The 20,356-nt window shown below is 72.8% G+C and carries 22 protein-coding genes; 6 read left to right on the top strand and 16 right to left on the bottom strand.

From position 1 onward, the window contains the following. Positions 1 to 39 precede the first annotated feature (39 nt). Entirely contained in the window at positions 40 to 1,227 is a 1,188-nt protein-coding gene (locus tag ACZ4V1_RS27310; protein WP_468340808.1) for a glycosyltransferase family 39 protein, read from the top strand. Between the two features lie 238 nt (positions 1,228 to 1,465). Then, positions 1,466 to 2,482 (top strand): phosphatase PAP2 family protein, encoded by a 1,017-nt coding sequence (locus tag ACZ4V1_RS27305; protein ID WP_468340805.1) that lies wholly within the window; start codon positions 1,466 to 1,468, stop codon positions 2,480 to 2,482. A gap of 51 nt (positions 2,483 to 2,533) precedes the next feature. Here the strand turns inward: ACZ4V1_RS27305 and ACZ4V1_RS27300 are convergent, their stop codons facing one another. The 3 genes from ACZ4V1_RS27300 to ACZ4V1_RS27290 form a co-directional block, all read right to left on the bottom strand. Further along, positions 2,534 to 2,749: an I78 family peptidase inhibitor gene (locus ACZ4V1_RS27300; protein WP_468340802.1), complete on the bottom strand. Its 216-nt coding sequence runs from the start codon at positions 2,747 to 2,749 to the stop codon at positions 2,534 to 2,536. A gap of 336 nt (positions 2,750 to 3,085) precedes the next feature. Continuing rightward, complete coding sequence (locus ACZ4V1_RS27295; RefSeq protein WP_468340800.1) at positions 3,086 to 4,081, bottom strand: helix-turn-helix transcriptional regulator; 996 nt, start codon at positions 4,079 to 4,081, stop codon at positions 3,086 to 3,088. 175 nt (positions 4,082 to 4,256) lie between these two features. Beyond that, on the bottom strand, positions 4,257 to 5,075 hold the full coding sequence (locus ACZ4V1_RS27290) for a hypothetical protein (protein ID WP_468340797.1): 819 nt from the start codon (positions 5,073 to 5,075) through the stop codon (positions 4,257 to 4,259). Positions 5,076 to 5,572: 497 nt separating this feature from the next. Between ACZ4V1_RS27290 and ACZ4V1_RS27285 the strand changes: the two genes are divergently transcribed. Further along, positions 5,573 to 6,370: a hypothetical protein gene (locus ACZ4V1_RS27285; RefSeq protein ID WP_468340794.1), complete on the top strand. Its 798-nt coding sequence runs from the start codon at positions 5,573 to 5,575 to the stop codon at positions 6,368 to 6,370. 77 nt (positions 6,371 to 6,447) lie between these two features. Next, complete coding sequence (locus tag ACZ4V1_RS27280; RefSeq protein ID WP_053128507.1) at positions 6,448 to 6,738, top strand: hypothetical protein; 291 nt, start codon at positions 6,448 to 6,450, stop codon at positions 6,736 to 6,738. Between the two features lie 84 nt (positions 6,739 to 6,822). On the opposite strand, the gene der is transcribed toward ACZ4V1_RS27280, so the two are convergent. The 5 genes from der to aroH all read right to left on the bottom strand — a co-directional run bounded on the left by der (position 6,823) and on the right by aroH (position 11,288). Continuing rightward, entirely contained in the window at positions 6,823 to 8,301 is a 1,479-nt protein-coding gene (gene der, locus ACZ4V1_RS27275) for a ribosome biogenesis GTPase Der (RefSeq protein WP_468340790.1), read from the bottom strand. 74 nt (positions 8,302 to 8,375) lie between these two features. Continuing rightward, positions 8,376 to 9,038 (bottom strand): lysophospholipid acyltransferase family protein, encoded by a 663-nt coding sequence (locus ACZ4V1_RS27270; RefSeq protein ID WP_468340787.1) that lies wholly within the window; start codon positions 9,036 to 9,038, stop codon positions 8,376 to 8,378. Further along, on the bottom strand, positions 9,035 to 9,730 hold the full coding sequence (cmk, locus tag ACZ4V1_RS27265; RefSeq protein ID WP_468340784.1) for a (d)CMP kinase: 696 nt from the start codon (positions 9,728 to 9,730) through the stop codon (positions 9,035 to 9,037). Before cmk ends, ACZ4V1_RS27270 begins: the two co-directional genes overlap by 4 nt. Before the next feature lie 113 nt (positions 9,731 to 9,843). Beyond that, entirely contained in the window at positions 9,844 to 10,929 is a 1,086-nt protein-coding gene (locus ACZ4V1_RS27260) for a prephenate dehydrogenase (RefSeq protein ID WP_468340781.1), read from the bottom strand. Further along, positions 10,926 to 11,288, bottom strand: coding sequence for a chorismate mutase (aroH, locus tag ACZ4V1_RS27255; RefSeq protein WP_468340779.1), 363 nt, complete (start codon positions 11,286 to 11,288; stop codon positions 10,926 to 10,928). The genes ACZ4V1_RS27260 and aroH overlap by 4 nt, the downstream gene beginning before the upstream one ends. Positions 11,289 to 11,430: 142 nt before the next feature. On the opposite strand from aroH, the gene ACZ4V1_RS27250 reads away from it, so the two are divergent. Then, positions 11,431 to 11,829 carry a Rieske (2Fe-2S) protein gene (locus tag ACZ4V1_RS27250; RefSeq protein WP_468340776.1) on the top strand — a complete coding sequence of 133 codons (399 nt, stop codon included), beginning with the start codon at positions 11,431 to 11,433 and terminating at the stop codon, positions 11,827 to 11,829. Between the two features lie 127 nt (positions 11,830 to 11,956). After that, positions 11,957 to 12,661, top strand: coding sequence for a nucleotidyltransferase domain-containing protein (locus tag ACZ4V1_RS27245; protein WP_468341052.1), 705 nt, complete (start codon positions 11,957 to 11,959; stop codon positions 12,659 to 12,661). On the opposite strand, the gene ACZ4V1_RS27240 is transcribed toward ACZ4V1_RS27245, so the two are convergent. The 8 genes from ACZ4V1_RS27240 to ACZ4V1_RS27205 form a co-directional block, all read right to left on the bottom strand. Beyond that, a complete protein-coding gene (locus ACZ4V1_RS27240) occupies positions 12,578 to 13,339 on the bottom strand; it encodes a nucleotidyltransferase domain-containing protein (protein WP_468340774.1) in 762 nt (253 codons plus the stop codon). The two genes, ACZ4V1_RS27245 and ACZ4V1_RS27240, sit on opposite strands and share 84 nt — an antisense overlap. Positions 13,340 to 13,343: 4 nt before the next feature. Then, the gene (locus ACZ4V1_RS27235) at positions 13,344 to 14,366 is read right to left on the bottom strand and encodes an ADP-ribosylglycohydrolase family protein (protein WP_468340771.1); all 1,023 of its coding nucleotides are present in this window, start codon (positions 14,364 to 14,366) and stop codon (positions 13,344 to 13,346) included. Next, entirely contained in the window at positions 14,363 to 15,094 is a 732-nt protein-coding gene (locus ACZ4V1_RS27230) for an NUDIX hydrolase (RefSeq protein WP_468340768.1), read from the bottom strand. The genes ACZ4V1_RS27235 and ACZ4V1_RS27230 overlap by 4 nt, the downstream gene beginning before the upstream one ends. 79 nt (positions 15,095 to 15,173) lie before the next feature. Then, on the bottom strand, positions 15,174 to 16,289 hold the full coding sequence (locus ACZ4V1_RS27225) for a pseudouridine synthase (RefSeq protein WP_468340765.1): 1,116 nt from the start codon (positions 16,287 to 16,289) through the stop codon (positions 15,174 to 15,176). After that, a complete protein-coding gene (scpB, locus tag ACZ4V1_RS27220) occupies positions 16,289 to 16,942 on the bottom strand; it encodes an SMC-Scp complex subunit ScpB (RefSeq protein ID WP_468340762.1) in 654 nt (217 codons plus the stop codon). Before scpB ends, ACZ4V1_RS27225 begins: the two co-directional genes overlap by 1 nt. After that, positions 16,939 to 18,153, bottom strand: coding sequence for a segregation and condensation protein A (locus ACZ4V1_RS27215; protein ID WP_468341050.1), 1,215 nt, complete (start codon positions 18,151 to 18,153; stop codon positions 16,939 to 16,941). The genes scpB and ACZ4V1_RS27215 overlap by 4 nt, the downstream gene beginning before the upstream one ends. 315 nt (positions 18,154 to 18,468) lie before the next feature. Then, complete coding sequence (locus tag ACZ4V1_RS27210) at positions 18,469 to 19,029, bottom strand: hypothetical protein (protein WP_468341047.1); 561 nt, start codon at positions 19,027 to 19,029, stop codon at positions 18,469 to 18,471. Further along, the gene (locus ACZ4V1_RS27205; protein WP_468340759.1) at positions 19,026 to 20,153 is read right to left on the bottom strand and encodes a ParA family protein; all 1,128 of its coding nucleotides are present in this window, start codon (positions 20,151 to 20,153) and stop codon (positions 19,026 to 19,028) included. Before ACZ4V1_RS27205 ends, ACZ4V1_RS27210 begins: the two co-directional genes overlap by 4 nt. Positions 20,154 to 20,356: the final 203 nt, after the last annotated feature.

Genomic DNA, 20,356 nt, shown 5'->3' with positions numbered 1-20,356 from the left:
TCGGCGGGCGGCCACCGCGCCCGGCGGATAATCGAGCCCGTGACCGATCTTGAAACGCGTACGGCGGGCCGCCCCGGTGCCCTGCGCCGGGCCGCCCCGGCGCTCCTCGGCTACGCGGCCGTACGCGCCCTGGGCCTGCTCGCCCTGGCCCTGTGGAGCGCCGCGCGCGACAAGAGCGCGTACACCCTGCTGACCGCCCGCTGGGACTCCCTCTGGTACACCAGGGTCGCCGAACTGGGCTACGGCTACGAGGTGCGCCTCCCGAACGGCGACGTGCACTCCGACCTGGCCTTCTTCCCGCTGCTGCCCTGGCTGGAGCGGCTCGGTGCGGCGGTGACGCCGTTGTCGCACGCGGACGCCGGGTTCGTCGTCTCGCTGCTCGCCTCGCTCGCCGCGGCCTGGGGGATCTTCGCGGTGGCGGAGCACGTGTACGGCCGCCGGGCCGGTGTGTGCGCGGTGCTGCTGTGGGCCGTGCTGCCGGTCGGGATCGTGCAGTCGATGGCGTACAGCGAGTCCCTGTTCACGGCGCTGGCCGCCTGGTCGCTGTACGCCGTGCTGACCGGGCGCTGGGTGACTGCGGGAGCGCTGGCCGCGCCGGCCGGGCTGGCCCGCCCGGTCGGGCTCGCGTTGGCGGCGGCGGTGTGGGCGGCCGCCGTCGTGGCATTCGCGCGAAGCCGGAGCGATGCCGTCCCGGACGGCGCCCGCGGCCCGGAGCGCGCCCCCGGTGACGGCGCGCGGCGCGCGCTCGGCATGCTCCTCGCACCCCTGGGCGCCGCCGGTTACGTGCTGTGGGTCGGGCACCGCACGGGCCAGGGCCCGCTCGGCTATCTCGACGTCCAGGCCGGCTGGCGCAACGGCTTCGACGGAGGCGTGGCCTTCGCCCGTTTCGTCGCCGGGAAGTTCACGTCCTTCCCGTCGGCCCTGGCGGGCGTCGGGCTGATCGTCGGGGTCGCGCTGCTGGTCTGGCTGTACGTCGTGTGCGTACGGCAGCGCCAGCCGCTCGCGCTGCTGGTGTACGCGGGGATCGTCACCGCCCTCGCCCTGTGCGCGTCGAGCTACTTCGGCTCGAAGCCCCGGCTGCTGATGCCCGCCTTCCCGCTGCTGCTGCCCCTCGCCGTCGCCCTGGCCCGACTGCGAACCTCCGGGTCGGCGCTGGTCGTGGGGGGTGTCGCGGTGGCGTCGGCGGTGTACGGGGCGTTCTGGCTGAACGGCTCCGGCCCGCCCTGACCGGCCCGGAACGCCCGATGGCCGCCGGGAGAATTCCGCACCAGCATTCGGTGAACGAATTCATAAGCACGATAAAACCGCCGACCGGGCCGATCAAAGGAATTGAAGTCCACAGGGGCCCGGATTGCGGGATTCCTCGAAAATAAACCAGGCGCTGAGAGGAATCCCACATCACATCGTCATCACAAAGCCGTTGATTCGTCAGGGATCACTCCTCACTCGCTGTAACGTCGATTGGGTGCGTACCGAACGGAACCTCACCCGTCTGGACCGGGTGTTCGCGAGACTGGACCGGGAGCCGGAACGGCCGGCCCACCTAGATGTGCCGGAGATGAGCCGGCACCGGATTGCGCTGCTCGCCGGGACCCTCGCGTTCTATATCGCGATCGTGTGGGCCGTGCTCATCACCTCGTGGCTGGTCCGGCTCGACTGGCAGGTCATGTTCTTCCGGCCCTACCAGCAGTGGCCGGAGATCCACGCGTTCGTCGACTACTACGTGGTGCTGGGCCAGCGCGGCCCCACCGCGGTGATGGTCACGGCCTGGCTCGGCTGGCGCTCCTGGCGGCAGCACACCCTGCGACCCCTGCTCGCGCTCGGTGTCTCCCTGCTCCTGCTGAACGTCACGGTGGGCGCCGCCAAGATCGGCATGGGCCGGCTCGGGCCGCACTACGCGACCACGATCGGCGCGAACGAGATGTGGCTCGGCGGCGATATATTTCCGAGCGGTCACACCGCGAACGCCGTCGTGACCTGGGGCATCCTGGCCTATCTGGCCTCGACGCCGAGGGCGCGGCGCTGGCTGTCGGCCCTGTCGGCGGTCGTTTCCCTCGGGGTGGGCATGTCCACCGTCTACCTCGGTACGCACTGGCTCAGCGACGTGCTCCTCGGCTGGGCGGCGGGGCTGCTGATCCTGCTGGCGCTGCCGTGGTTCGAGCCGCTGATCACCCGGGCCGAGGCCCGGATCCTCGACCTGCGCGACCGCTGGTTCGCCCGCCTCGGACGTACGGCGGCGAGGAAGCGGCCGGTCGGCCCGCCCGTGGTCGTCACGCCGGCCGCCCCCGGCCGGGAGGAGACGCCGGTCCACGAGCCGGTCGCCGCTTCCCGCGGCCGGGCCCCGGCCTACCTCGCCCCGGGCCCGCACACGGCCCGCTCGGACCGTACGCCGGTGAGCCCGGCCGGCAGCCGCCGGCCGCCGCACGCCGACCGCCACCCGCGAGGCGCGGCCCCGGCCGCGCGCCCCCTGTCGGGCGGCTGACCGCTCGCACCACGGCGCGGGGGCCGGTACGCACAGCCTCTCCCCCGCGCGTCAGCCCTTCCAGGACCGCGCCACACGGCCGTCCTTCACCTCGAAGTTGAGGCGGCCCACGCGGTACTCCATGGTGATGACCGTCCCGGGTTCCAGTGACCGCACCGTCGACCAGCCGCGCTCCCGCGCGAGCCGTTCGGCCGCGCCGGATTCGAGGCCGACGTATGCGTCCGGACTGTCCTGTGGTTCGGCCGGGGGTGTCGGAATCGGTGCCATGCCGCCACGCTAAGCCCTGCCCCACGACCGGGGAAGCCCAGGCCGGTAACACGGGCCGCGGATGCACCTACGGTCACATTTCTGTCACAGGATCACGGGCCCTGTTTTGGTCGAACTCCGTCACACGGACGGACGGTTTTGTACGCCTTCCGTGGGCATGCCAGTTGAATTGCCGCGTGTCGCGCCGCCTCATCGAATAAGCGGACGGAATAGGCCTTCGAAGCAGCCCGGCGACTGGCCCCGCATTTCACGTTCGAACGGTGCCGAACGGGCTTGCGGGTGACTTGCGGGTGACTTGCGGGGACCGGACATCAGCACAGGAAACACATCGACCGCTCACAGGTTTCCGTCGTCGGGCCCGGGCCGCTCGGACCGGGACAGGGCGCGCGTGAGCCGGTCGCGTCCGGTCCGGATCGCCTCCGTCAGCGCGGCCGGCTCCAGCACCTCGAAGTCGACGCCGAGCATCATCAGGTGCACCACCATCACGTCGACGCCCCCGGCGCCCGTGCGCAGGAGGCAGCTGTCCGGGCCCTCGGCCTCCAGGACCCCCGCGGTGGGCGAGACCTGCTCGGCGGCCTCCGCCAGGGGCACCGGGAGCCGGACCACCGCGTGGGTGGCGTACGCGCGCGTGGAGACGCCCTCGGAGACGTAGGCGGCCAGATCCTCGGCGGGCGGCTCGCGCGGGAGGAAGCGGGGACCGTGCGGCGGCTTCGGCGTGACGCGGTCCACCCGGAAGGTGCGCCAGTCCGCGCGGTCGAGGTCGAAGGCGACCAGGTACCAGCGGCGCTCGGAGCACACCAGCCGGTAGGGCTCCACGGTGCGGCGGCTGTCGGTGCCGTCGTGGTCCCGGTAGGTGAAGCGCAGCCGCTCACCGTCCCGGCACAGGTTGGCCAGCTCGGTCAGGACGTTCGGGTCGACGGCGGAGGGCCGGGGTCCGCGCAGCATCGGCACCGTGAAGGCGTTGAGGGCGCCCACGCGGCGCCGCAGGCGGTTCGGCAGTACCTGCTCCAGCTTGGCGAGGGCACGGACGGAGCTCTCGCCGATGCCCTCGATGCCCTGTCCGGCGGCCGTGCGCAGCCCCACGGCGACGGCGACCGCCTCGTCGTCGTCCAGCAGCAGCGGCGGCAGCTCGGCGCCCGCGCCCAGCTGGTAGCCGCCGCCGGTGCCGGGGCTGGCGTTGACCGGATAGCCGAGCTCGCGCAGCCGGTCCACGTCCCTGCGCACGGTGCGCGGGGAGACGCCGAGTCGGTCGGCCAGGTCGGTACCGGACCACTCGCGGTGGGCCTGGAGCAGGGAGAGCAGGCGCAGGAGCCGTGCCGAGGTCTCGAGCATGGTCCGAGTCTGCCGCCGGTTGCGGACAGGCTCTGTCCGCGGTGGTCCGCAGTCTGCCTGCGGCCGTTTCCGCCCCCGGTCGTTCCTTCCGCCCGGTCGTTCTCGCCGCTGTCGTTCTCTCCGCTGTCGTTCTCTCCGCTGTCGTTCTCGCCGCTGTCGTTCTCGCCCGCGGTCGTCACGACTCCAGTGGAGTGACCGAGAGTGACAGGTCGTTGTCCCGGGTGTAGTACGGTCCGGCCTCGACCGGGCCGTGCGGCGTCCGCACCCGCGCGCGTGGATAGGTGAAGACGGGGTGCTTGTCGGCGACGTCGTCCAGCAGCCGCGCGAGGCGCACGACCGGGCCCGGCTCACCGGCGGGCCGCAGCCACAGGTCCCATTCGCCCGGCGCCAGGGTGTCGTAGGGCACGGTGAAACCGAACTCCGCCCGGTCGGCCGCGACCGCCAGCCGGCGTACGCCGCCCTCCGGGGCGCCGGGTCTGGCCCGCAGCTCGACGTGGGCGCCGGGGGCGAGCTGAGTCCCGTACACCCGTCCCCGTACGGTCAGCCCGCCGTCGGTGACAGCCAGCTCCCCCGTCTCCGCGTGCGGGGCACGCAGCCAGCTGCGGACGGTCAGATTGCCCTGCCGGGTGGCGTACGGAATGCGGACGGCCACGTGGCCGAGCAGTTCGCCGGGGGTGCGGTCGGCGAGGGAGCGCAGGTCGGTGACGCCTGGCAACAGGCGCCGCGGCTCGCCGTCGGCCAGGCGCGCGTAGGCGTCCCAGCGGCCCTCGGGGAGGGCCACGCTGCTGGGCAGCGCGGCACGCAGCCGGCCCTCGGCGGCCGGGGCCAGCGGCAGGCTGACCGTGTCGCCGGCGGCCTCGGTCTCGCGGCGGCGCAGTATGAGGAGGGCCGCCCGGGTGTCGTCGTGCGCGGCGACGTCGAAGGTCAGACCGCCCGCGGAGTCGCCGATGCAGTCGGCGCGCAGCGGGGCGGCCGGTGGGGCCGGCGGCGTCATGCGGTGCGGTTCCTCCCTGGGCTTCTCGTCGTCCGGTTAGACCCGGAACCCCGCCTTCTGGTTGCCCGTGTCCGATTGCGATGTGGTCACGGCCGGAAGACGGGGCGGCGTACAGCACGCGGTCGTCGCGCTCCGCCCCGTCCGGCCGGATCAGCCAACGGCTCGTCACTCCAGGCCAGTAGGCTGTTACCCCAGGTAGCGGTCATTTTCGGACACCCACTTCATTCGCTGATTTCCTGATTTATCGACCAACCGGCACGGCGACCTGTGCCCCACCTCACCGGGTCAAGAGCCTTGCGCTTCACACCAGTTGACCGTGAGTGAGCAATTCCGGCCGACAGCTGACCGTGTGCGCCGGATGGTGCGATTCCGTTGGCCATGGGGCGTGACTCCCGCCACAGATCGCCCGTTGTCTTTGCATGAGCCGGGGACCCGCCCGGACCACGGCCCGGGAGCCACCCGGTCCGGCCACGCACCGCATCCCGAGGGAGCCACCCGTGCCGCGCATGCTCGACGTCAGCGACGACGTACGCGCCGAGATCGGCGACGAAGAAGCCGACCGCCTGCTCGCCGGGGAGTCCGCCCCGGGCAGCTACGACTGCACGTCCTGCCGCACCCCGGGCGACTGCGAGCAGGAGCGCACCAGCACCGTTCTCTTCATCGGGGACGAGACCGCCGTCCTCGCCTTCGCCCACGCCGGCTGCCTGCCCTCACAGGTCGTCAAGGTCACCGAGGAGCAGCTCCAGGGCGCCGTGAAGTCCATCAACGCCGACAACGCCCGCCCCGGGCCCGAGCAGGCCGCGCCCGAGAAGGTGGCACCCGAGCAGGCCGTGCTCGGCGTCACCAGCGGACTGATCCTGATCGCCGGCGAGCTGCACCCGGCCCTCGTGGTGGAACCGACCGCGCCCATCGCGCGCCCCGGCACGGCCGGCGCCGGCGACGACTTCCTGCCGCTCCTCATCGAACAGGGCTTCATGCCGGTCACCGAGCTGTCCACCGCGCCGGCCGTGCTGCACGGCTGGTCGGTACTGCTCGCGATGGGCCAGCTGCACGCGGTGCTCCAGCCGGGGACGAACGGCGGCCGGCCGGTGGCCTGGTGGCAGGCGCACCAGCCCCTCCAGGTCACCGAGGGCTGGCGCACGGCGGCCAACAAGCACCAGCAGGTGCTGATGTTCGCGGCGCCCGTCGGGTCGATCGGCCGGCAGCCGCGCGAGGACCTGCTGCGGGACGCGCTGGACAAGGCGGCGGCGAACGGACAGCTGGTCGCGGCGGCACTGCCGCTGGCGGGAACCTGAGCACCGCCGTCCGTGCGGCCGCCGGACGCCCACGGCCTGAGCCGCATCTCTTCCCGCGCAAGGTCGTTTGGACATACGTGTACGCATACGACGCCTTCCACCGCCAGGGCGGCCCCTCGGCCACGCCGATCTACGACGCGCTCTACGCCGAGTACGTCAGGTCCTTCCGATCACTGCCGGGCGATCGCAGCGGCGAGGAGGAGCTGGGATTCACGTCCTTCCGGAGCATCCCGCGCAGCAGGGGCACGTACAGCGCCTACAGCGCGGGGGCCCACAGCGCCCGCGTCGGCCAGCAGTCGGTGTGGCAGCGCGTCGGCACGCACCACGTCCCGGCCGCGCTGCCACCGGCTCCCCGCAGAGGTGCCTGACCGCCACCTGAACGACGAGAGGGCGACCCCGGCCGGGGTCGCCCTCTCGTCGGCTTGGTCCACTCGTCGTCTTTCGCGGTGCCGCTACTTCTTCTTCGCGCCGCGCTTCTCGCGCACCCGCACCGAGATGTGGATCGGCGTCCCGTCGAAGCCGAACTCCTCGCGCAGCCGGCGCTCGATGAAGCGCCGGTAGCCCGCCTCGATGAAGCCGGAGGCGAAGAGCACGAACCGCGGCGGCTTGGTGCCCGCCTGCGTACCGAACAGGATGCGGGGCTGCTTGCCGCCGCGCACCGGGTGCGGGTGGGCGGCGACCAGCTCGCCGAGGAAGGCGTTCAGCCGGCCCGTCGGGACGCGGGTCTCCCAGCCGGCCAGGGCCGTCTCGATCGCCGGGACCAGCTTCTCCATGTGCCGGCCGGTCTGCGCGGAGACGTTGACCCGCGGCGCCCACGCCACCTGGCCGAGCTCGGTCTCGATCTCCCGCTCCAGGTAGTAGCGGCGCTCCTCGTCGAGGGTGTCCCACTTGTTGTAGGCGACGACGATCGCGCGGCCCGCCTCGACGGCCATGGTGACGATCCGCTGGTCCTGGACCGAGATCGACTCGGAGGCGTCGATGAGGACGACGGCGACCTCCGCCTTCTCGACGGCGGCGGCGGTGCGCAGCGAGGCGTAGTAGTCGGCGCCCTGCTGGAGGTGGACGCGCTTGCGGATACCCGCCGTGTCGACGAACTTCCAGGTCACGCCGCCCAGCTCGATCAGCTCGTCGACCGGGTCGCGGGTGGTGCCGGCCATCTCGTTGACGACGACACGGTCCTCGCCCGCCACCTTGTTCAGCAGCGAGGACTTGCCGACGTTGGGCCGGCCGATCAGGGCGATGCGGCGCGGGCCGCCGATGGCGGTGCCGAAGGTCTGGGCGGGAGCCTCGGGCAGGGCCTCCAGGACCCGGTCCAGCATGTCGCCGGTGCCGCGGCCGTGCAGCGCGGAGACCGGGGACGGCTCCCCCAGCCCCAGCGACCACAGGTAGGCGGCGTCGGCCTCGCCGCTCTGGCCGTCCACCTTGTTGGCGCACAGCACGACGGGCTTGCCGGCCTTGCGCAGCAGCCGTACGACCGCCTCGTCGGTGTCGGTGGCGCCGACCTTGGCGTCCACGACGAAGACGACCGCGTCGGCGGCCTCGATCGCGTACTCGGCCTGCGCGGCCACGGAGGCGTCGATGCCGAGGACGTCCTGCTCCCAGCCGCCGGTGTCGACGACCTTGAAGCGGCGGCCGGCCCATTCGGCCTCGTAGGTGACGCGGTCGCGGGTGACGCCGGGCTTGTCCTCGACGACGGCCTCGCGGCGGCCGATGATCCGGTTCACCAGGGTCGACTTGCCGACATTGGGGCGGCCGACGACGGCGAGGACGGGCAGCGGGCCGTGCCCGGCCGCCTCGATCGCGCCCTCGACCTCCTCGGCGTCGAAGCCCTCTTCCGCGGCGAGCTCCATGAACGCCTCGAATTCGGCGTCGCCAAGCGCCCCGTGGTCGTGCTCCTCGCCCGAGCCCTCGGAGTGGATGTGGTCGTTCATGAAGTCCGTACCTCGTTCATCGTGGTGATCGTGGCGCACCCTGCTTCGCCGGGCGGGCCACTACTCAGTGTCGCCTAGCGCCCGGTGAGGCGCCTGGCGTTTTCCAGGTGCGCGGTGAGCTGCTTCTGGATGCGTTCGGTCGCTTCGTCCAGCGCCCTGCGGGTCCGCCGCCCGCTGCCGTCGCCCGCGTCGAAGGGGTCACCGAAGACCACGTCGACGCGCGAGCGCAGCGGAGGCAGCGCCTTTATCAACCGTCCGGGCCGGTCGGTGCTTCCCAGCACCGCGACCGGGACGATCGGCGCGCCGCTGCGGACCGCGAAGTACGCGAGCCCGGCACGCAGCGCGGCGAAGTCGCCCTCGCCCCGGGTGCCCTCCGGGAAGATGCCCAGCACGCCGCCGTTGCCCAGGATGCCGAGCGCCTGGGTGATGGCGGTGCGGTCGGCGGTCGAGCGATCCACCTTCACCTGGCCGATGCCGAGCAGGAAGGGGTCCAGCGGGCCGATGAACGCCTCCTTCTTGATCAGGAAGTGCGTCGGCCGGGGTGCCACGCCCATGACCATCGGGCCGTCGATGTTGTGCGAGTGGTTGACGGCGTAGATCACCGGGCCGGTCGCCGGCACCCGCCAGGCGCCCAGCACGCGCGGCTTCCACAGCCCGTACATCAGGCCGACGCCGATGCGCCGCCCGATCTCGGCGCCCTTCTCGGAGGGAACGGGCGGGGTGGAGGGTGCGGTCACTTCGCCGCCCGCTTCTCCTCGACGAGGGTGACGACACACTCGATGACCTGCTCGAGGGTGAGGTCGGTGGTGTCCACCTCGACCGCGTCGTCGGCCTTGGCCAGCGGCGACGCCTTGCGGCTGGAGTCGGCCGCGTCCCGCTTGATCAGGGCCTCGCGGGTGACGTTGACGTCGGCGCCCTTGAGCTCGCCGCTGCGGCGGGCGGCGCGGGCCTCCGCCGAGGCGGTGAGGAAGATCTTGAGGTCGGCGTCCGGCAGCACGGTCGTCCCGATGTCCCGGCCCTCGACGACGATGCCGCGCGGCGCGGCGGCCGCGATCGTGCGCTGCAGCTCGGTGATCCGCGTCCGCACCTCGGGGACGGCGCTGACCGCGCTGACCTTGGAGGTGACCTCCTGGGTGCGGATCGGGCCGGCCACGTCCACGCCGTCGACCGTGATGGCGGGGCCCGCCGGGTCGGTGCCGGAGAGGATCTCGGGCTTGCCCGCCGCGGCGGCGACCGCGTGCGGGTCGTCGGTGTCGATGCCGTTGTTGACCATCCACCACGTGATCGCCCGGTACTGGGCGCCGGTGTCCAGGTAGCTCAGGCCGAGCTGTGCGGCGACGGCCTTCGACGTGCTCGACTTGCCCGTGCCGGAGGGGCCGTCGATGGCGACAATCACGGCCGGGACGGTCGGGGCGGCGCCGTTTTCCACGAGGGGACACCTTCCTGGTGCGGTGCGGTGGGTGGTGTGCGGGACGCGAACGCGTCCCGCACAAGGTTACTGGCTTCCCGGGACCCCTCCGACAGCCGCCCGGAACCGGGGGATCACTGCCGGATCGCCCAGCCCCTGTCCCTGAGGGCCGCGGTCAGCACCGGAGCGGCCTTGGGCTCGACCATCAGCTGCATCAGACCGGCCTGCTGCCCGGTCGCGTGCTCGATCCGTACGTCCTCGATGTTGACCCCGGCCCGTCCCGCGTCCGCGAAGATGCGGGCCAGCTGGCCGGGCTGGTCGTCGATGAGGACCGCCACGGTCTCGTACACCCGGGGCGCGCTGCCGTGCTTGCCCGGGACCCGCACCTGTCCGGCGTTGCCCCGCCGCAGCACCTCGGCGATGCCGGTGCCGCCCTCGCGGCGCTTGTCCTCGTCGCAGGACTGCAGGGCGCGCAGCGCCCGCACCGTCTCCTCCAGGTCGGCGGCGACGTCGGTGAGCAGGTCGGCGACCGGCCCGGGGTTGGCGGAGAGGATGTCGATCCACATCCGGGGGTCGGAGGCGGCGATCCGGGTCACGTCGCGGATGCCCTGCCCGCACAGCCGTACGGCGGCCTCCTCGGCGTGCTCCAGCCGGGCCGCGACCATGCTGGAGACCAGGTGGGGCATGTGGGAGACGAGGGCCACGGCACGGTCGTGCGCGTCGGCGTCCATCACCACCGGCACCGCTCGGCAGTGCGAGACCAGCTCCAGGGCGAGGTTCAGCACCTCCGTGTCGGTGTCCCGGGTCGGGGTCAGCACCCACGGGCGGCCCTCGAAGAGGTCGCCGGTGGCGGCCAGCGGCCCGGACTTCTCGCGCCCGGACATGGGGTGCGTGCCGATGTACGCCGCGAGGTCGAGCCCCCGCGCCTCCAGCTCGCGCCGGGGGCCGCCCTTGACGCTGGCCACGTCGATGTACCCACGCGCGGCGCCGCGCGCCATGACGTCGGCGAGCACGTCGGCCACCAGGGCCGGCGGGGCGGCGACGATCGCGAGGTCGACCGGCCCGTCCGGGACCTCGTCGGTGCCGGCGCCCAGCGCGGCGGCCGTCCGGACCTGCTCGGGGTCGCGGTCGGCCAGGTGGACGGTGACACCCCGCCCGCTCAGGGCGAGGGCGGCGGAGGTGCCGATGAGGCCGGTGCCGATGACGAGTGCGGTTCTCACTGGGCGATGTCCTTGCGCAGGGCCGCGGCGGCGCCGAGGTAGACGTGGGCGATCTCGGCACGCGGCCGGTCGGACTCGATGTGGGCGAGGACCCGGACGACGCGGGGCATCGCCCCCTCGATGTCCAGCTCCTGTGCGCAGATCAGCGGGACGTCGGTGATGCCGAGCTTGCGGGCCGCGGCGGCCGGGAAGTCGCTGTGCAGGTCGGGGGTGGCCGTGAACCAGATGCTGATCAGGTCGTCACCGGTCAGGCCGTTGCGCTCCAGGACGGCGGTCAGCAGGGCCGCGACCCGCTCGTCCATGTGCCCGGCCTCGTCCCGCTCCAGTTGGACGGCGCCCCGGACCGCTCGTACCGCCACGGCGATGCTCCTTGCTGACGTGTGTATCGGTTCTTGGTCCGTCCAGCCTAGTCAGCCCGCCGCGTACCGGCCCGGGGCGCCCGCCTCCTGAGACGCTGGCCCCGGCCGGAATCTTCCCCTCCCCGCACCCCGGAGTGACGACATGCCCCACAGCCCGACACGCCGTACGGTCCTCCTCTCCACGGGCGCGGCGGCGCTCGCCGCGGGCTGCGGAGGCGGCGACGGTGACGGTGCCGCCTCGGCCGCCTCGCCCGGTCGGGAACTGGCGCCGACGAGCGACATCCCGGTCGGCGGCGGCAAGGTCTTCCCCGGCGAGAAGATCGTGGTGACCCAGCCGGAACAGGGCGAGTTCAAGGCGTTCTCGGCGGTGTGCACCCACCAGAACTGCCTCGTGTCGGACGTGCGGGACGGCACCGTCGACTGCGCCTGCCACGGCAGCCGGTTCAGCATCACCGACGGCGCCGTGGAACAGGGCCCGGCCACCAGGCCGCTGCCCGGGGAGCGGATCGAGGTGGAGGGAAATTCGGTCCGCCTGGCGTGAGGCGCCCGCGTACGCTCCCGCCATGCACCCCGACACCCCGGCGACCCCGCAGGCCCCGGCGCGCCCTCGGGCCTCCGGGCCGCTCCCGGAGGTCCTGGTACGCGACCACACGATCTACGCCTGCGTCATGGGTTCACGCGCCTTCGGTCTGGCGACGGAGGACAGCGACACCGACCGCCGGGGCGTGTTCGTCGCCCCCACTCCGCTGTTCTGGCGCTTCGAGAAACCGCCGGCGCACGTGGAGGGGCCGGCCGAGGAGCAGTTCAGCTGGGAGCTGGAGCGCTTCTGCGAGCTGGCCCTGCGCGCCAACCCGAACGTCCTGGAGTGCCTGCATTCCCCGCTCGTCGAGCACGTCGACGACACGGGCCGTGAACTGCTCGCCCTGCGCCACGCCTTTCTCTCCCGCCGGGCCCACGAGACGTTCACCCGGTACGCGCACGGCCAGCACCGCAAGCTGGACGCCGACGTGCGCACGCACGGCGCCCCGCGCTGGAAGCACGCGATGCACCTGCTGCGGCTGCTGATGTCCGCCCGCGACCTGCTGCGCACGGGCAGGCTCACCATCGACGTCGGCGACCGGCGTGAGTCTCTGCTGGCCGTGAAGCGCGGCGAGGTGCCCTGGCCGGAGGTCGAGTCCCGGATGAACCGGCTGGCCGAGGAGGGCGGGGAGGCCGCCCGGCGCAGCCCGCTGCCCGAGGAGCCGGACCGGCGCCGCGTCGAGGACTTCCTCGTCCGCACCCGCCGCGCCTCAGCCCTCCGGACGGACCAGACGGATCCGTACGACGAAGTCGTGCAGGGCGTCGTACGCGGTGGCGGCGTCGGACAGCGCTGACGCCGCCTGCGCCTCGTCCAGTACGCCGTGCAACCGCTCCACGTCGGCGCGCACGCGCGCGTGGTCGACACCGGCGTCCGCGTGCTCACGTTCGGCCTTGGCGGCGATCAGCTCCGGCAGGCAGTCCGGGGCGGCGTCGACCTCGCCGAGGAGCGTGGGCAGATGGGGCTGCACCTCGCCCGCGCGCATCAGATGGATGCCGGTGAGCAGTACCCGGAAGGTGTACAGCAGCGGTTTGAGCTCGCCGTTCCTCTCGAACAGCCGCCACTGCGTCTGTGCGAAGCCCCGGTAGTGGTGGGCGTGGTGGCTGGTGAGGACGCCCGGCGCGAGGGCGGCCAGTTCCCGGTGCGCTTCGGTGGTGTGCACGACGAGCGGGGACAGCAGCTGCTCCAGCACATAGCCGTTGCGCCGCAGCATCAGCCGTACGAACTTGCGCAGGTCGTGCGTGACCAGGTCCATCTCGACGCCGTCCCGGTCCCACATCCGCGACCTGGTCTCCTCCGGCTCGCGCAGCCCGACCAGGTCGGCGGCGGGCAGCAGGTGGACGCCGCGCAGGTCGACGTCCGAGTCTCGGGAGGGGAAGCCGTAGAGGTGGGCGCCGGAGACGGTGGCGAACAGCACCGGGAAGGGCTGCTCGGCCACCACCGGGGCCAGGTCGATGTCCAGGGCCTCGATCATGCGCTCAAGCGTCCCAGAGCGCTCCCAGGGCCAGCAGGTCGCCCCGGTACTCGATGCGGCCGGCCCACTCGGCGGGCCAGGCGTCGGCGCCCAGGTGCGCGCCCGCGAAGGCGCCCGCGAGGCAGGCGATGGAGTCGGAGTCGCCCGAGGTGCAGGCGCCGCGGCGCAGGGCGGTCAGCGGCTCGTCGACGAAGAGCAGGAAGCAGAGCAGCCCGGCCGCCATCGCTTCTTCGGCGATCCAGCCCTCGCCGACCACCAGGCAGGGATCGGTCTCCGGCGAGGCGGTGCGCACCGCCTGCCGGAGGCGGTCGAGTATCGCCAGGCACTCGTCCCAGCCGCGGGCGATGAAGTGCTCGGGCGTCGGGTCCTGGGAGCGGGTCCACAGGTCACCGAGCCAGCGCTCGTGGTAGCGGGTGCGGTTGTCGTAGGCGTACGACCTCAGCAGTCCGACCAGTCCGGTCGGTTCGGCGCCCTCGGCGAGGAGCCGCACGGCGTGCGCGGTGAGGTCGGAGGCGGCGAGCGCGGTGGGGTGGCCGTGGGTGAGCGCGGACTGCAACTGGGCGGCGCCCGCGCGCTGTTCGTCACTCAGACCGGGGACCAGCCCGACCGGCGCGACGCGCATGTTGGCGCCGCAGCCCTTGGAGTGGATCTGGCTGGCGTCCTGCCAGGGGCGGTCCGGACGCTCCAGGAGGTCACAGGCCGTGAGGCAGGTGTTGCCCGGGGCCCGGTTGTTCTCCGGCGACCGGTTCCATGCGATGAACTCCTGTCGTACGGGCTCCGCCATCGCCTCGGGCCCGAGGACTCCGTGGTCCACGGCCGTCCGCAGCCCCTTCCCCAGCGCCAGCGTCATCTGGGTGTCGTCGGTGACGATCGCGGGCCGGGGCAGCTCCATCTCCCGCCAGGGCCCGCACTTGGCGAGGATCGCCGGGACGTCGTCGAACTCGGTCGGGAAGCCGAGCGCGTCCCCGAGGGCGAGGCCGGTGAGGGCCCCGGTGGCGGCGCGCTTGGTGACGGTGGCCGTGGTCATGCGGGGCGTCCTTCCCGAGGGGTGCGGAGCAGGGGCGGGTGCAGGGTGGTGGCCGGACCCGCGCGGTACAGAGCGGCCGGTTTGCCACGGCCGCCGGTGAGGCGCGCGGCGCCCGGGACGGATTCGACGAAGCCCGGGGTGGCGAGGACCTTGCGGCGGAAGTTGGGCCGGTCGAGGGCGGCGCCCCACACGGTCTCGTAGACCTGCTGCAACTCGCCGAGCGTGAACTCGGCCGGGCAGAAGGCGGTGGCCAGGCAGCTGTACTCCAGCTTGGCGCCGACGCGTTCCCGGGCGTCGGCCAGGATCCGGTCGTGGTCGAAGGCGAGGTCGCGGGCCTTGTCGTACGGCACCCAGCGGGCCTCTGCCACGTCACCGCCGCCGCGCGGTTCGGGAGGGTCGGGCAGCAGGGCGGCGAACGCGACCGACACGACCCGCATCCGGGGATCGCGGCCGGGCTCGCTGTAGGTGCGCAGCTGCTCCAGGTGCAGCGTGCTCACGTCGGCCAGGCCGGTCTCCTCGGCCAGCTCCCGGCGGGCCGCCGCCTCCGCCGACTCGTCCGGCAGCAGAAAGCCGCCGGGGAGTGCCCAGCGGCCGGCGTACGGCTCCTGTCCCCGCTCGACGAGCAGCACGTGCAGCGCGTCCGCGCGGAGCGTGAGGACGGCGAGGTCGACGGTGACGGCGAAGGGCTCGAAGGCGTACTTGTCGTAGCCGTGTTCGTAGCCGTGCACAGGCGGCCACCCCCTTAATAGTCACTGCGACTATAAAGGGGGTGGGTGGCCCGTCACAACCCTCGCGGCGCTCGAGCGCTCAGAGCTCGACCTCCTGCATCAGCATCCCGACCTCCGTGTTGGACAGCCGGCGCAGCCAGCCCGACTTCTGGTCACCCAGGGTGATCGGACCGAAGGCGGTGCGCACCAGCTTGTCGACGGGGAAGCCCGCCTCCGCCAGCATCCGGCGGACGATGTGCTTGCGGCCCTCGTGGAGGGTGACCTCGACCAGGTAGTTCTTGCCGGTCTGCTCGACGACCCGGAAGTGGTCCGCGCGCGCGTACCCGTCCTCCAGCTGGATGCCGTCCTTGAGGCGCTTGCCGAGGTCGCGCGGGATCGGGCCCACGATGTGCGCGAGGTAGGTCTTCTTCACGCCGTACCGGGGGTGGGTCAGCCGGTGCGCCAGCTCACCGTGGTTGGTGAGCAGGATGACGCCCTCGGTCTCGGTGTCCAGCCGGCCGACGTGGAAGAGCCGGGTCTCGCGGTTGGTGACGTAGTCGCCGAGGCACTGCCGGCCGTCCGGGTCCTCCATGGTGGAGACGACACCGGCGGGCTTGTTGAGCGAGAAGAACTGGTACGACTGGGTCGCGACGGTCAGCCCGTCGACCTTGACCTCGTCCTTCTCCGGGTCGACCCGCCTGCCCTGCTCCAGGACGATCTCGCCGTTGACCTCGACCCGCGCCTGCTCGATCAGCTCCTCGCAGGAGCGCCGGGAGCCGTAGCCCGCGCGCGCGAGGACCTTCTGCAGCCGCTCGCCCTCCTGCTCGGCGCCCGGGAAGGTCTTGGGCGGCCTGACGTCCTTCTTGCCCGCGTACCGCTCGCGGTTGCGCTCCTCGGCCCGTGCCTCGTACTCGCGGGACGTGGCCGGGACCGAGCGCCCCCGCTGGAGGGGCTTCTTCGGCCCGCCCTTGGCGCCGCCGCGGGCCGCCGGGCCGCGGCCCGACTTCGGGCCCTCGTGCGTGGCGCCGGGCCCCACGTCGTAGCGCCGCTCCTCGGGGCGCGGGTTCTTCGGACGGCCGCCCTGCTTGTTGTCGCGGTTGCCACCGGCGCCGCGGGGGTTACCGCGGCCACCGCTGCTCCCGCCGCGGCCGCCGCTGTTGCCACCACGGCTCCCGCCGTTGTTTCCGCTGCTGTTCCTGCCGCTGCTGCTTCGCATCAAAGTTCCGTCTTGTCGTCTGCGTCCTCGGAATCCGGGGCGTCCGGATCGAACGACGGGACCCCTTCCAGTGTGTCGGCCTCGATCGCCGCCGCCTCGGGGAGGAAGGGCGCGAGCTCCGGGAGCTCGTCCAGGCCGCGCAGGCCCATCCGCTCCAGGAAGTAGTTCGTCGTCACGTACAGGATCGCACCTGTTTCGGGTTCCGTGCCCGCCTCCTCGACCAGACCCCGTTGCAGGAGGGTGCGCATCACGCCGTCGCAGTTCACGCCGCGCACCGCGGAGACGCGGCCGCGGCTGACCGGCTGGCGGTAGGCGACCACCGCGAGAGTCTCCAGGGCGGCCTGGGTGAGGCGGGCGTGCTGGCCGTCCAGGACGAAGCCCTCGACGGCCGCGGCGTACCCCGGGCGGCTGTAGAAGCGCCAGCCGCCCGCGATCAGGCGCAGCTCGAAGCCGCGGCCCTGGACGGTGTACTCGTCGGCCAGCTCGCGCAACGCGTCGGCGATCTGTCGCCGGGGCCGCTGGAGTATCCGGGCGAGGTGCTCCTCGGTCGCGGGTTCGTCGACGACCATGAGGACGGCTTCCAGCGCGGGCTTGAGTTCGAGGTCGGCGACGGCCTCCGGTCCGCCCACGGCCTCCGTGGTCTCCTCACTCACGTCTTCCGCTCCTCCTCGGTCCTCTCCGGCGGCCGGTCGAACTCGTCGGTCACCACCGGCTCGGTGTCCGCGTCCCCGCCCGTCCAGCGCACCAGCAGGTCACCGAGCGCGGTCTCCTGGTCCAGCTCGACGGCCTTCTCCCGGTACAGCTCCAGGAGGGCGAGGAACCGGGCGACGACCGTCAGCGTGTCCTCGGTGTCCTCCACCAGGAGGCGGAAACTGGCCTCCCCCAGCTCCTTCAGCCGGGCGACGACGATCCCGGCCTGCTCCTGCACGCTGACCAGGGGCGCGTGGATGTGCTCGACGTAGACCTGCGGCCTGGGCTTGGGCTGCATCGCCTTGACGGCGAGCTTGGCGAAGCCCTCCGGCCCGATGCTGATGACGACCTCGGGCAGCAGTTCGGCGTGGTGGGGCTCCAGGCCGACGGTACGGGGAAAGCGGCGGGCCTCGGCTTCGAGCCGCTCGTTGAAGATCTCCGCGATCTGTTTGTACGCGCGGTACTGCAGCAGCCGCGCGAAGAGCAGGTCGCGGGCCTCCAGCAGCGCCAGGTCGGCCTCGTCCTCCACCTCGGCCGCGGGCAGCAGGCGGGCCGCCTTCAGGTCGAGCAGCGTGGCCGCGACCACGAGGAACTCGGTCGTCTCGTCGAGGTCCCAGTCCGGTCCCATCGCCCGGATGTGCGCCATGAACTCGTCGGTCACCCTGGAGAGCGCGACCTCGGTGACGTCCATCTTGTGCTTGGAGATCAGCTGGAGGAGCAGGTCGAACGGCCCCTCGAAGTTGGCGAGCCGCACCTTGAACACACCGTCGCCACCGTCACCCCCGTCATCGGGCGCGTCCTCGGCCGGGACGCGGGGCGCGTCTGCGGCCTCCGGCGGCCGCTCGGCCCCGCCTCGCGGTGGGCCCGCCGGCTCCCCGGACGCGGAGCCCGTCCCCGCCGCCGCACCGTGCGCCACCGTCCCGCCGGGCTCTGGATCCACCTGAGGCACGCTCTCGCGGCCTGCGGGACGGTACGCCGCCCCGGGGGCCTCCGCGGCGACGGCGCAAGCCTGCGGCCCGGTTCCCGGGACGACGGCGGACGCGGGCACCGCGGCGGACGCCTGCGGCGTTCCCGCCGGGACGCCGGACACCGCCGCCGCGCCGGACGGCCGCGGCGCGGTGTCCGGCCGCGGGCTCGCCGGGGCTTCCGGCTCATTGCGCGTTTCGGCCTTCAGCCGGGTGCGCTCCGCCTCCGGCCCGTCCGCCGCGTGGAGGGTGTCCTCAGAGGTCGCGCCGGTCCGCGGTGGGGCCTCCGGAGCCGTGGTGTCCGCCGGCTCCCCGGGCGGCGCCGCCCGCACGGCCGCGGGCTCGGGCGACTCGGTCCCGGGCGGCGCCGCCTCGGGCGTCTCGGGCGCCCCGGGCGTCTCGGCGAGCGGCGGGCCCGGCGGAGCCACGCGTTCCCCGGGGCCTCGCCCCAGCGCACGCCGGCGGCCGGCGCGGGTGCCGGGGCGGGGGGCGTCGTTCGAGGTCATGGCCCCCGCAGGCTACCGCTACCGTCCGCGCAGCCGTCGTACGAGGATGCTGGCGTCCCCGCGGGTCTCCAGATCGGCGAGGACGACGGCGACCGCCTCGCGGACGATGCGGCCGCGGTCGACGGCCAGTCCGTGCTCGCCCCGGAGCACCAGGCGGGCGTGCTCCAGGTCCATGAGCTCCTCGGCGGAGACATACACGGTGATCTTCTCGTCGTGGCGCTCACGGCCACTGGGACGGCGTGCGGCGGCCCGGCCGCGCTTGCGGGACTGGCCGGCGGCGGCAGAACCTTCCTGCGCGCCCGTTCCCGGCCCGGGGCCCCGCGCGGAGCGGTCCGCGCCCCGGCTGCGCGACTCGCCCGCCGAGCCCGGTTCCGCGTCCGCCGCGGCATGCTCCGCGCCCTCACCGTCCCCGCCCTGCGCGGGCACCGACTGCGGTGCGTCCTCGGCGGCGGCCTGATCGCTCTCCCCCGCCGGCGCCGGCACCCGGGCTTCGCCGTTGGCCGGTCGCCGCGGGGAGGACGCCTGGAGCGCCATTCCCCCTGTCGTACGGAAGAGTTCGTCGGCCCCCGGCAGACTCACTCGGCGTGACACCGGGCGAGCACCTCCCTGGCGAGCTGGCGGTAGGCGGCGGCACCGACGGAGTTGGAGGCGTACGTGGTGATCGGCTCGCCGGCGACCGTGGTCTCCGGGAAGCGGACCGTGCGCCCGATGACCGTGTGGTAGACGTGGTCGTCGAACGCCTCGACGACACGCGCGAGCACCTCACGGCTGTGCACCGTGCGCGAGTCGTACATCGTGGCGAGGATGCCGTCGAGCTCCAGGTCGGGGTTGAGCCGCTCCTGGACCTTCTCGATCGTCTCGGTCAGCAGGGCCACACCACGCAGCGCGAAGAACTCGCACTCCAGCGGCACGATCACCTTGTGCGCGGCCGTCAGCGCGTTGACCGTGAGCAGGCCGAGCGAGGGCTGGCAGTCGATCACGATGTAGTCGTAGTCGTCCAGCAGCGGCTTCAGCGCCCGCTGCAGCGTGGACTCGCGCGCGACCTCGCTGACCAGCTGTACCTCGGCCGCCGACAGGTCGATGTTGCTGGGCAGCAGGTCCATGTTGGGGACCGCGGTCTTCAGCAGCACCTCGTCGGCCGCCATGCCCCGCTCCATGAGCAGGTTGTAGACGGTGAGGTCGAGCTCCATCGGGTTGACGCCGAGACCGACCGAGAGCGCGCCCTGCGGGTCGAAGTCGACGAGCAGCACCCGGCGCCCGTACTCGGCGAGCGCGGCACCCAGGTTGATGGTCGACGTGGTCTTGCCGACGCCGCCCTTCTGGTTGCACATCGCGATGATCTTCGCGGGACCGTGTTCGGTCAGCGGGCCCGGAATCGGGAAGTAGGGCAGCGGGCGTCCGGTCGGACCGATGCGCTCACGGCGCTGGCGGGCCGCGTCGGGCGCGAGCGTGGCGGCGTACTCGGGATCGGGCTCGTACTCCGCGTCCGGATCGTAGAAGTGCCCTTCGGGCAGTTCGTCGTAGTCGGCGAAGTGGTTGCGGGACGCGCCACTTCCGTTGCCGGCCATGGCGTTCACGTGTTGGCCATCCATACTCATGTGTGCTGTCTGAGTTGCCTGTGGACTCTGGTGGGCTGCGAAGGTGCGTACAGCGACGGAGCCGACAGCCTCGAGACGCCCGGGGCCGTGGGCCCGTGCAGGCATTCCTGGTTGACCACCCCCGGGAGTAAATGTCGACTCATTCACAAGTCGTCTTACCTCCTTGGTGACCAGGAAACTTCTAGACAGGTCAGCGTGGCACCATGCCGACGTTCGGCGACTCTATGGCGTGTCGGCCGTCCGCAGCAACACAATCCGCCGGACCCGGCCCGATGTGTCGGCAATGAAACATCCCTCTGTCAAGGGCG

It is taken from the genome of Streptomyces sp. NPDC028991 (genome assembly GCF_055564775.1).
The sequence above is the reverse complement of the archived record's forward strand: the minus strand, read 5'-3'. Positions and strand labels throughout refer to the sequence as shown.

What these genes read in the sequence shown, in the direction of transcription:
- ACZ4V1_RS27225 (WP_468340765.1), bottom strand. Translation starts at nt 16,289, where the DNA reads ATGCGAAGCAGCAGCGGCAGGAACAGCAGCGGAAACAACGGCGGGAGC.
- ACZ4V1_RS27240 (WP_468340774.1), bottom strand. Translation starts at nt 13,339, where the DNA reads ATGATCGAGGCCCTGGACATCGACCTGGCCCCGGTGGTGGCCGAGCAG.
- ACZ4V1_RS27300 (WP_468340802.1), bottom strand. Translation starts at nt 2,749, where the DNA reads ATGGCACCGATTCCGACACCCCCGGCCGAACCACAGGACAGTCCGGAC.
- der (WP_468340790.1), bottom strand. Translation starts at nt 8,301, where the DNA reads ATGAACGACCACATCCACTCCGAGGGCTCGGGCGAGGAGCACGACCAC.
- ACZ4V1_RS27290 (WP_468340797.1), bottom strand. Translation starts at nt 5,075, where the DNA reads ATGACGCCGCCGGCCCCACCGGCCGCCCCGCTGCGCGCCGACTGCATC.
- ACZ4V1_RS27235 (WP_468340771.1), bottom strand. Translation starts at nt 14,366, where the DNA reads ATGACCACGGCCACCGTCACCAAGCGCGCCGCCACCGGGGCCCTCACC.
- ACZ4V1_RS27205 (WP_468340759.1), bottom strand. Translation starts at nt 20,153, where the DNA reads ATGCCTGCACGGGCCCACGGCCCCGGGCGTCTCGAGGCTGTCGGCTCC.
- ACZ4V1_RS27295 (WP_468340800.1), bottom strand. Translation starts at nt 4,081, where the DNA reads ATGCTCGAGACCTCGGCACGGCTCCTGCGCCTGCTCTCCCTGCTCCAG.
- ACZ4V1_RS27250 (WP_468340776.1), top strand. Translation starts at nt 11,431, where the DNA reads ATGCCCCACAGCCCGACACGCCGTACGGTCCTCCTCTCCACGGGCGCG.
- ACZ4V1_RS27245 (WP_468341052.1), top strand. Translation starts at nt 11,957, where the DNA reads ATGGGTTCACGCGCCTTCGGTCTGGCGACGGAGGACAGCGACACCGAC.